The sequence below is a fragment of the Salinivibrio sp. IB282 genome (assembly GCF_001995685.1).
Lineage (GTDB): Bacteria > Pseudomonadota > Gammaproteobacteria > Enterobacterales > Vibrionaceae > Salinivibrio > Salinivibrio kushneri.
In genome coordinates this window covers 24,494-32,745 of record NZ_MUET01000028.1, presented here as the reverse complement: position 1 = coordinate 32,745, position 8,252 = coordinate 24,494, and the positions used below count along the sequence as shown (strand labels likewise).

The window sequence follows — 8,252 nt, the reverse complement described above, 5'->3', positions numbered from 1 at the left end:
CCTTTCGGCACTTTTCCTTTATGACGCACTAACTGACCATCTTTAAATGCAATCACGATCAGTGGCCGGTCGATCAACATGAATGCGAGGAAAATGGCAAAAGAGATCAGTAAAAAGTAGCCCATACTGCAATGCTCGCTTATCGGTTAACAGGTTTCACATTCCTAGCAAGTTACTCAGATCTTGCTTTAAGGTGTCTACTTGCTTGTTGGCACTTTCTGAACGATTGGCCTCAGATAATAAATACTCAATAGTGTCGGATAAGGTCGCGTCAAGCTCATGTGCTTTTTGCGAGAGCTTCTCCCACACCCGGTAATCCAAATCGATGGATTTTTTCCGCGTTTGCTCTTGCTCGGCGTTAAAGTGACGCTTACGCTTGGCGCGAATCGCTTGTTTTAGCTTTTTCTCCAGCGACGGCGCCATGTGCTTTTCAATCCATTGATGCACCCGCGTGGGTTCATGCTCTAAGGCTAACAAGGCATCAACAGCTGTTTTAGCCTCATCGCTATCAATATATTTTGTGACAGCGTCACCGTCTTTCCACTTTTTCACCAGGTAGGCCCATTTCCAGCCTGCCTCAAGATTCTCGAGTTGTTGATATTTCATATGCCAAGCTTTTGTCACGCCAAGTGGTGACAGCGTAACACTAACGCGCTGTCTGTTCAATTATCACACACCGCAACGATGCCACCGTGCGCCAATGGTTGATCCAATGGCCCCACTATCCTATTACCACAGTGTGTTATCCTTTATACTCTATCCATTCTAATCTTAGTCAGTAATCATAGACATGCATGAAGTTGATTGGCGTGATGCCAAACCACATTATTCTCAGTTTTCTCTCGACATTGCACAATTTGCGCATTTAGAGGCGGCCTCACTGTTATCACTGCAATCACGCTTAAAAAAGGCGCTGACTTGGTTAATGTCACCTTCGTGTCCAACGGTTTGTCTTACCGTGATGTCCGCTGACTTACCTCAATACCTTAATGCCTATCAAGCAGAATTAGCGACACAGTACCCAGAGGTGCCGATTGTTATCGGTGATGCGATTACCGAATCAACACTGTTTGGCTTCGCTTATGATGCGAATAAAAATGTGACAGCGTCACAAAAAAAGTACGGTTTACTACATCAAGCTCACGATGGCGTATTGATTTTAAAAGTCGCGGATATACTGCAGCAGCCGCGGATTTGGGTGCGTCTCAAGCAGTACTTGTCAACGGGCAAGCTCGCTTGGCAAACCGCCCGCGCCGATCAAGTGACGGAGTTACCCGATGAGGCGCTGAACGTACGCCTGGTGTTAGTCGGCGACAGACAGTGGCTGGCCGACTTTGAAACCAATGAGCCTGATCTCTACGACGGCCTATCAGCTTATGCCGAATATGAGCAAGACATTGCGCTCGACGCGACCACCATTGTGCCCTACTTTGCTTGGCTAAAAGGCTTGGTTACCGCACACACTCACTTACCCATGACAGAATCAGGCTTAGTACGTTTGTTGCAAGCCGGGGCACGTGAAAGCGAAGATCAATGGCGGATGCCCTTGTGTCCGGTTTGGTATCATCAACTACTGGCTGAATCTGTCATAACGGCGTCGGATGCCCTCGACAAAGCTGCCATTGATGCTGCTATCTCTCAGCGTTACCAACGTGCTGCCTACCTCCCCGAACGTGCGATTGAAGATATCCACAAAGGACAAGTTTTTATTGATACCCGCGGCGAGCATATCGGTCAAATAAACGGGTTAACGGTGATCGAAGTGCCTGGCCATCCGATGAGTTACGGTGAGCCAGCGAGAATTTCTTGTGTCGTTCATTCCGGTGATGGTGATATTGCTGATGTTGAGCGTAAAGCCGAGCTTGCGGGCAACATTCACGCCAAAGGTATGATGATTATGCAGGCCTTTGTGAGCGTGGCGCTAAACCTCGATGACCCTTTACCGTATTCCGCCTCCATTGTATTCGAACAATCGTATAGCGAAGTGGATGGTGACAGTGCATCCTTGGCTGAATTATGTGCCTTTGTGAGCGCGTTATCTCAACAACCGATTAATCAAGCCATCGCCATCACCGGCGCCGTTGACCAATTTGGTCGCGTACAAGCGGTCGGCGGGATTAATGAAAAAATTGAAGGCTATTATCAAGTCTGCGCGCACCGTGGTTTAACCGGTCAACAAGGCGTCGTGTTACCCAAAACCAACCTCTCTTCTTTGTGTCTACGTAACGACGTGGTTGATGCGATTAAAGCCGGCCAGTTTCATATTTGGGCGGTGGATGATGTCGAACAAGCCTTGCCGCTTGTGACAGGTCTCCCATTCTCTGGAGATGATGAGGAGACATTGCTCAGAAAAATATCTAATCGAATAAATCATTTTCATACTGATGACAAACAAAGCTGCAACAGTTTGTTTAAACGCTTAAAAAACTGGTTTGGCCAGTACTGATCCGAGTTGTTTGGCGTACACGTGTACGCTAATCTGCTCGCAATTGAATAAGGAGCAGTTTAGATATAATGAAACGCCAAAATTCCTATAATCGCGACGATTTACTCGCGTCTAGCCAAGGTGAGCTCTTTGGCCCGGGACGTCCACAGCTTCCGGCACCAAACATGCTGATGATGGACCGCATCACCAACATTACCGATCAAGGTGGTGACTTTGATAAAGGCGTGATTGTCGCAGAGTTGGATATCAACCCAGACTTATGGTTTTTCGACTGTCACTTCCCTGGTGATCCCGTGATGCCAGGTTGTCTTGGTCTAGATGCCATGTGGCAGCTAGTCGGCTTTTTTCTCGGCTGGGTTGGCGGCGAAGGAAAAGGCCGCGCCCTAGGAGTGGGTGAAGTGAAGTTTACCGGACAAGTATTGCCAACGGCTAAGCGTGTTCGCTATGAAATTCACATGAAACGCGTGATTAACCGCAAACTCGTGATGGGTGTCGGTGATGGCCACGTCTACGTTGATGACAAAGAGATTTACGTCGCGAAAGATCTGAAAGTGGGGCTTTTCCAAGATACCTCGGCATTCTAATCCTCGCTGTCTAGCCGGTGACTATCGCCGGCTTTTTACCGCCCGCCTTCTTGACCCACCATATTTTCCCTCGCGCTTTGCTCGACTAATGGTTCAATTTTTTAGCGATTGTTAACGTTATCTTTGTACTTATTTTTATTTGGTGACAAATAAATAAAGTTATAGTGCATTAAATGCGAATTAAAAAGGCCTTACCAAAACGGTAAGGCCGTAGAAGATTAGAAAGAGACTACTTCATCATTTCCGATTTACTGGTTCTGCCTTCGCGCCATCCGCCAAGCCAGCTACTTCTAGCATCCGTTTGTTGGTAAGGACATAGTTCAGACGATCGACCGTTTATACCTGCTTGAAAGCCCTTTGACTGTGCGCGTTCCAAACGATCTCGCTTCTGTCTTTTCATAGGGTCGCCCTCTTTATTCCATTTTGTTCAATGCTGCTTGCTATTTGCAAGGATGCTTCCGTCTGTGACGTTTTTATGAAGCACCTTCTACAGCTTCGATCATGATTATTTTTTAAGCAAGCACTATCGCGCAACAACTAAACAAAATGTGAGTCATATCCCTCCCATATGTGACAACGTCACTAGCGCAATTATTGCATCGCTTCCAATTCTTCCCAGCGTTCAAAGGCTTGCTCTAGTTCCTGTTCAGCCTCTGCTAATCGAGTCAGTTTAGGTTGGGTAACATCCTGACTTTTCGAGAAAAAGTCAGGATCGTTCATTTCTGATTGTAATGCTTCAATCTCTTCTTCTAGCGCCTCAAGCCGCGCTGGCAGGGCTTCTAGCTCACGTTGCAGTTTATAAGAGAGCTTGCGTGGCTTACTCTTAGGTTTTGCCGTCTTTTGTTCCGTATCAGCCTCACCATCCGTTGAATGTGTGCGGCTATTGGGTGTGATGGCTTTAAGATACTGCTCACGCTGTTGTTGGGCATCGTGATATCCCCCAACAAACTTATTAATGGTACCGTCGCCCTCAAATATCCAGCTATGAGTGACCGTGTTGTCGACGAATTGACGATCGTGGCTGACCAGCAACAAAGTGCCTTGGAATTGCGAAAGCAAGTCTTCCAATAGTTCCAGCGTTTCGATATCGAGATCGTTAGTTGGCTCATCAAGAACCAATAGATTCGCTGGCTTGAGGAACAACTTAGCCAACAGCAGACGGTTTTTCTCGCCCCCAGACAGTGCCTTAACCGGGGTTTGAGCGCGGCGAGGATGGAATAAGAAATCCTGCAAATATCCCATCACGTGACGCTTACGACCACCGACTTCAACCTCGGTTTTGCCTCCCGCCAAGTTATCGATAACCGTTTTTTCTGGATCTAGCTTCTCCCGGTATTGATCAAAATAGGCCACATCCAGTTTTGTGCCTACATGCAAAGTGCCACTGTCCGGGGTGAGTGTTTCAAGCATCAGCTTTAATAGCGTACTTTTGCCACATCCGTTCGGGCCAATCAGCGCAATGCGATCGCCGCGCATCACAGTGAAACTAAATGGCTTAATCAGCGGCTTGTCTTGATAGCTAAAGGCGACGTTTTCCGCTTCAAACACAATTTTGCCGGAGCGGCTGGCATCGTCGAGCTGCAAGTTAGCGTTACCCTGTAACTCAACGCGGCTCGCACGCTCTTGGCGTAGCGCTTTCAGTGCGCGCACTCGCCCCTCGTTACGGGTACGACGTGCTTTGATACCTTGACGAATCCAGGCTTCTTCTTGAGCCAGTTTTTTATCAAATTCAGCGTTCTGCTCAGCTTCCACTCGCAGCGCTTCTTCTTTACCGTCGAGGTAGGTTTGATAGTCGCCTGGCCATGAGGTCAGCTTACCGCGATCAAGATCAACGATACGTGTGGCCATCGCGCCAATAAACGAGCGGTCATGCGAGATAAAAACGATTGCGCCTTTAAAATCTTTTAAGAATTGCTCTAACCACAAAATGGTCGAGACATCCAAGTGGTTAGTGGGCTCATCAAGAAGCAACACATCCGGCTCACAAACCAGAGCGCGCGCTAAAGCGGCTTTGCGCTGCCAACCGCCAGATAAGGCTTTAAGCGCGGTATTGCCCTCTAGGCCTAACGCCCCTAACACCACCATAATCTGATTATCAAAGCGCCAAGCGTCAGCGTGGTCGAGCGCTTCTTGCACTTTGGCCAGCTCGGCAATATTGCGATCACTAGGATCGGTTTCGATCGTCGCGATCAGCTGATGATACTGTTTGAGTTTGTCCCCTGCTTCCGCGAGACCTTCGGCCACATAATCGAACACAGTTCCTTGGCTATCGCGGGGGGGATCTTGTTCAAGCCGGGAGACTTTGAGTTCAGACTGACTTTGAATACTGCCATCATCGAGCTGTACCTGACCATCAAGCACCTTCATCAAGGTAGACTTACCGGCGCCATTGCGCCCTACCAGACACACGCGCTCACCTGGCTGGAGAATAAAGTCAGTTTTGTCCAGTAATGGGTTGTCGCCATACGCCAACTGGGCGGAGGTTATTTTAATCAATGCCATGTTGCGTTAACCAAGCTTGTAATTGTGTGTGATCAAACGGCCATCCTAATTCAGCCCTCACCGCTCCAGACTGCTCGCGTATTGCGATCACAGGGATAGTGACGCCGTAACGCTCAAAGAGCGCATCGTCAAAGGCAATGTCTTGACTGTTGAGTGGCGTTTGATAACCGAGAGATTGATAGAGTGCCCACGCTTGTTCACAAAGGTGGCACCCTTCCGTACTAAACAATACGAGTGTCATGCGGACATATCCTGATGACGAATAATCCAGCAATTGTGAATATGTGGGTTGCGGGCAAAATCTTCAGGAATCGAGCGTTTGCTAATATTTTCTGCACTGAGCCCTGCAGCCGCTAAACCTTCCAAATCCATCTTAAAGTGTCGCTTGTTATTGGAAAAAATAATTTCACCATCGGGACGTAAACGGTCTTTTAGTGCCAAAAGGACATCCAGGTGATCACGTTGCACATCAAAAGTGCTGTGCATTCTTTTCGAGTTAGAGAATGTCGGCGGATCGATAAAGATTAAATCAAATTGCTGATCTGATTGGCGAATCCATTGCAGACAGTCTGCCTGCTCAAAACGGTGTTGACGCCCGACAATGCCATTGAGCGCCATATTGCGTTCCGCCCACGCCATATAGGTTTTTGACATGTCGACAGTCGTTGTAGACCGTGCCCCACCTGCCGCAGCATGAACGGACGCGCTGCCCGTGTAGGCAAAGAGATTAAGGAAATCTTTCCCTTGCGCTTTCTCGCCGATTAGACGACGGGTATTGCGATGGTCAAGAAATACCCCTGTATCAAGATAATCATAGAGATTAACCTCAAGCGCCACGCCGTATTCATGGACCGTCATGGTCCGCGACGCGCCAGCAAGCTTTTGATACTGATTGTTGCCCTTTTGCTTTTCGCGCGTTTTTAACACCACTTTATTGGCATCCACACCCGTCACTGCAATGGCAGCACGCACCATATCCAACAAGCGACGACGTGCTTTCTCAGGCTCAATGGTTTTCGGCGCTGCGTATTCTTGAATCACCAAATAATCGCGATAGCGATCTATCGCGGCTTTATAGTCAGGCAAGTCGGCATCATAGAGTCGATAACACTCTAACGCTTGTTTCTTCGCCCATTTGTCCAGCTTCGCCATATTCTTGCGCAAACGGTTAGCAAAATCTGGGGCGACGTCCGCCTTTGGCGCTTCACTCTCCGATTTTTCACCACGCGCAGTGATCGCATAGGTTTTCATCACACAATCTAACGCACCGTTGCGTAACTTAAATTTGTCATCCGCGCGCATCCGCAAGCAACTCAGTAACTCTTCCGAACCCGAATACAAAGAAACCGTGTTCCCCGCAAATGCCTCTTTAAGGTGATCACCAAGCTGCGTGTAGAGGGCGATCAAGCCAGGCGTGGTTCCCAAGCGCTCCCCGTACRGCGGATTAGAAAGAATATGTCCCCCTGAGAATCCCTCAGGGGGCGTCACTTGCGTGGCATCACCCGTTGCAAAATCAATCAATTCACCCACGCCAGCACGTCGTGCATTCGCGCGTGCTGTCTCAATCATACGGGCATCGTTATCCGTACCATAAAAACGTGTCTGGCACTGACTTACACCTCGTTTGGCCTTGACACTCGCTTCCGCTTTGATCGCTTTAAAGGCTTCATCATCAAAGCCCAACAACGATTCAAAGCCCCAGCGCTTGCGCTTCAATCCAGGCGCGATTTTCGCTGCCATCATCGCCGCTTCTATCAGCAGGGTGCCCGAGCCACACATGATATCCATCAAAGGCTGATCCATCTTCCAGCCACTCCTTGCGACTAAGGCTGCCGCATGGGTCTCTCGTAAGGGCGCAGCGCCTGCTTGGGTACGATAGCCGCGTTGATGTAGGCCGCTCCCTACCATATCAATCCCAAGCAGGCCTTGATCTTTCGATAACCGCATATGGATACGTAAATCAGGCTGTTCGCGGTCGACGCTTGGGCGGGGCAAATTCGACTTTTCAAACTTGTCTACAATTGCGTCTTTGACTTTCAACGCCCCGTACTGGCTATTGCGTATCTCGCGATTGGTCCCATTAAAGTCCACCGCAATCCGCTGACTGGCGTGAAAATAATCGGGCCAGTTAATTGCCGTTGCCCCGAGGTAGAGATCCATATCATCGCGCACCGCAAATTCGCCCAGCACTAAGACAAACCGTGATGCAATCCGACTCCATAAACAGCATTGATACAGTGTTGAATCGTCGGCTTTAAATTTAACCCCTGCATGAACTTGCTTGACGCTAGAGACGCCAAGTTGTTCAAGCTCTTGAGCTAGCATGTGCTCGAGGCCTCGAGCGGTTATTGCGAGATAGTGTTTCATTCAGTCTCTACACCCTTTGGGCGTCGTTATCATCATGGCGGCGATTATACATCAATCTTGCGCCTATCGTTGACCCAAGCGGTAACAAACACCATTGAATGATGAATAAATCGCCGGATTATTGTTTCCATATAAAAACAGACGACCAGAAAGATTTGTTTCTGCATGGAATCAATTATCCTAGTCCGACTCTCACCCGTGTTTCCACTAGGAAACCACCTTACTTCTACACTGACATCGCCTCGCGCAATGCGGTTTGAACCGACGCGTGTAAGTATTCACTGCTGCTATGATATCTATCAAACCTCACTTTATAACAATAAAAACGGACTTGTTTTCCCTTTGGGAAAGAA

Annotated in this window: 8 protein-coding genes; 2 read left to right on the top strand and 6 right to left on the bottom strand. The window is 48.5% G+C overall.

From position 1 onward, the window contains the following. Positions 1 to 125 (bottom strand): DUF3634 family protein (locus BZG14_RS16080; protein ID WP_131825172.1); only part of this gene is annotated, 125 nt, incomplete at its 3' end. Between the two features lie 31 nt (positions 126 to 156). Beyond that, positions 157 to 606, bottom strand: coding sequence for a macrodomain Ter protein MatP (matP, locus tag BZG14_RS07800; protein ID WP_077486263.1), 450 nt, complete (start codon positions 604 to 606; stop codon positions 157 to 159). A 184-nt stretch (positions 607 to 790) separates the two neighbouring features. Between matP and BZG14_RS07795 the strand changes: the two genes are divergently transcribed. After that, entirely contained in the window at positions 791 to 2,446 is a 1,656-nt protein-coding gene (locus tag BZG14_RS07795; protein WP_077608437.1) for an AAA family ATPase, read from the top strand. A gap of 68 nt (positions 2,447 to 2,514) precedes the next feature. Continuing rightward, positions 2,515 to 3,030 (top strand): bifunctional 3-hydroxydecanoyl-ACP dehydratase/trans-2-decenoyl-ACP isomerase, encoded by a 516-nt coding sequence (gene fabA, locus BZG14_RS07790; RefSeq protein WP_069362414.1) that lies wholly within the window; start codon positions 2,515 to 2,517, stop codon positions 3,028 to 3,030. Between the two features lie 229 nt (positions 3,031 to 3,259). On the opposite strand, the gene rmf is transcribed toward fabA, so the two are convergent. The 4 genes from rmf to rlmKL all read right to left on the bottom strand — a co-directional run bounded on the left by rmf (position 3,260) and on the right by rlmKL (position 7,899). Beyond that, positions 3,260 to 3,430 (bottom strand): ribosome modulation factor, encoded by a 171-nt coding sequence (gene rmf, locus BZG14_RS07785; protein ID WP_077458712.1) that lies wholly within the window; start codon positions 3,428 to 3,430, stop codon positions 3,260 to 3,262. Between the two features lie 191 nt (positions 3,431 to 3,621). Further along, positions 3,622 to 5,532, bottom strand: a complete 1,911-nt coding sequence (locus BZG14_RS07780) for an ABC transporter ATP-binding protein (protein ID WP_077600064.1) — start codon at positions 5,530 to 5,532, stop codon at positions 3,622 to 3,624. Then, on the bottom strand, positions 5,519 to 5,773 hold the full coding sequence (locus tag BZG14_RS07775) for a glutaredoxin family protein (protein ID WP_077608436.1): 255 nt from the start codon (positions 5,771 to 5,773) through the stop codon (positions 5,519 to 5,521). The genes BZG14_RS07780 and BZG14_RS07775 overlap by 14 nt, the downstream gene beginning before the upstream one ends. Then, positions 5,770 to 7,899 (bottom strand): bifunctional 23S rRNA (guanine(2069)-N(7))-methyltransferase RlmK/23S rRNA (guanine(2445)-N(2))-methyltransferase RlmL, encoded by a 2,130-nt coding sequence (rlmKL, locus tag BZG14_RS07770; protein ID WP_077608435.1) that lies wholly within the window; start codon positions 7,897 to 7,899, stop codon positions 5,770 to 5,772. Before rlmKL ends, BZG14_RS07775 begins: the two co-directional genes overlap by 4 nt. Between the last annotated feature and the right edge of the window lie 353 nt (positions 7,900 to 8,252).

Bases quoted from the DNA above. Each gene is read 5' to 3' on its own strand.
- matP (WP_077486263.1), bottom strand. From the start codon at position 606: ATGAAATATCAACAACTCGAGAATCTTGAGGCAGGCTGGAAATGGGCC.
- BZG14_RS07795 (WP_077608437.1), top strand. From the start codon at position 791: ATGCATGAAGTTGATTGGCGTGATGCCAAACCACATTATTCTCAGTTT.
- fabA (WP_069362414.1), top strand. From the start codon at position 2,515: ATGAAACGCCAAAATTCCTATAATCGCGACGATTTACTCGCGTCTAGC.
- rmf (WP_077458712.1), bottom strand. From the start codon at position 3,430: ATGAAAAGACAGAAGCGAGATCGTTTGGAACGCGCACAGTCAAAGGGC.
- BZG14_RS07780 (WP_077600064.1), bottom strand. From the start codon at position 5,532: ATGGCATTGATTAAAATAACCTCCGCCCAGTTGGCGTATGGCGACAAC.
- BZG14_RS07775 (WP_077608436.1), bottom strand. From the start codon at position 5,773: ATGACACTCGTATTGTTTAGTACGGAAGGGTGCCACCTTTGTGAACAA.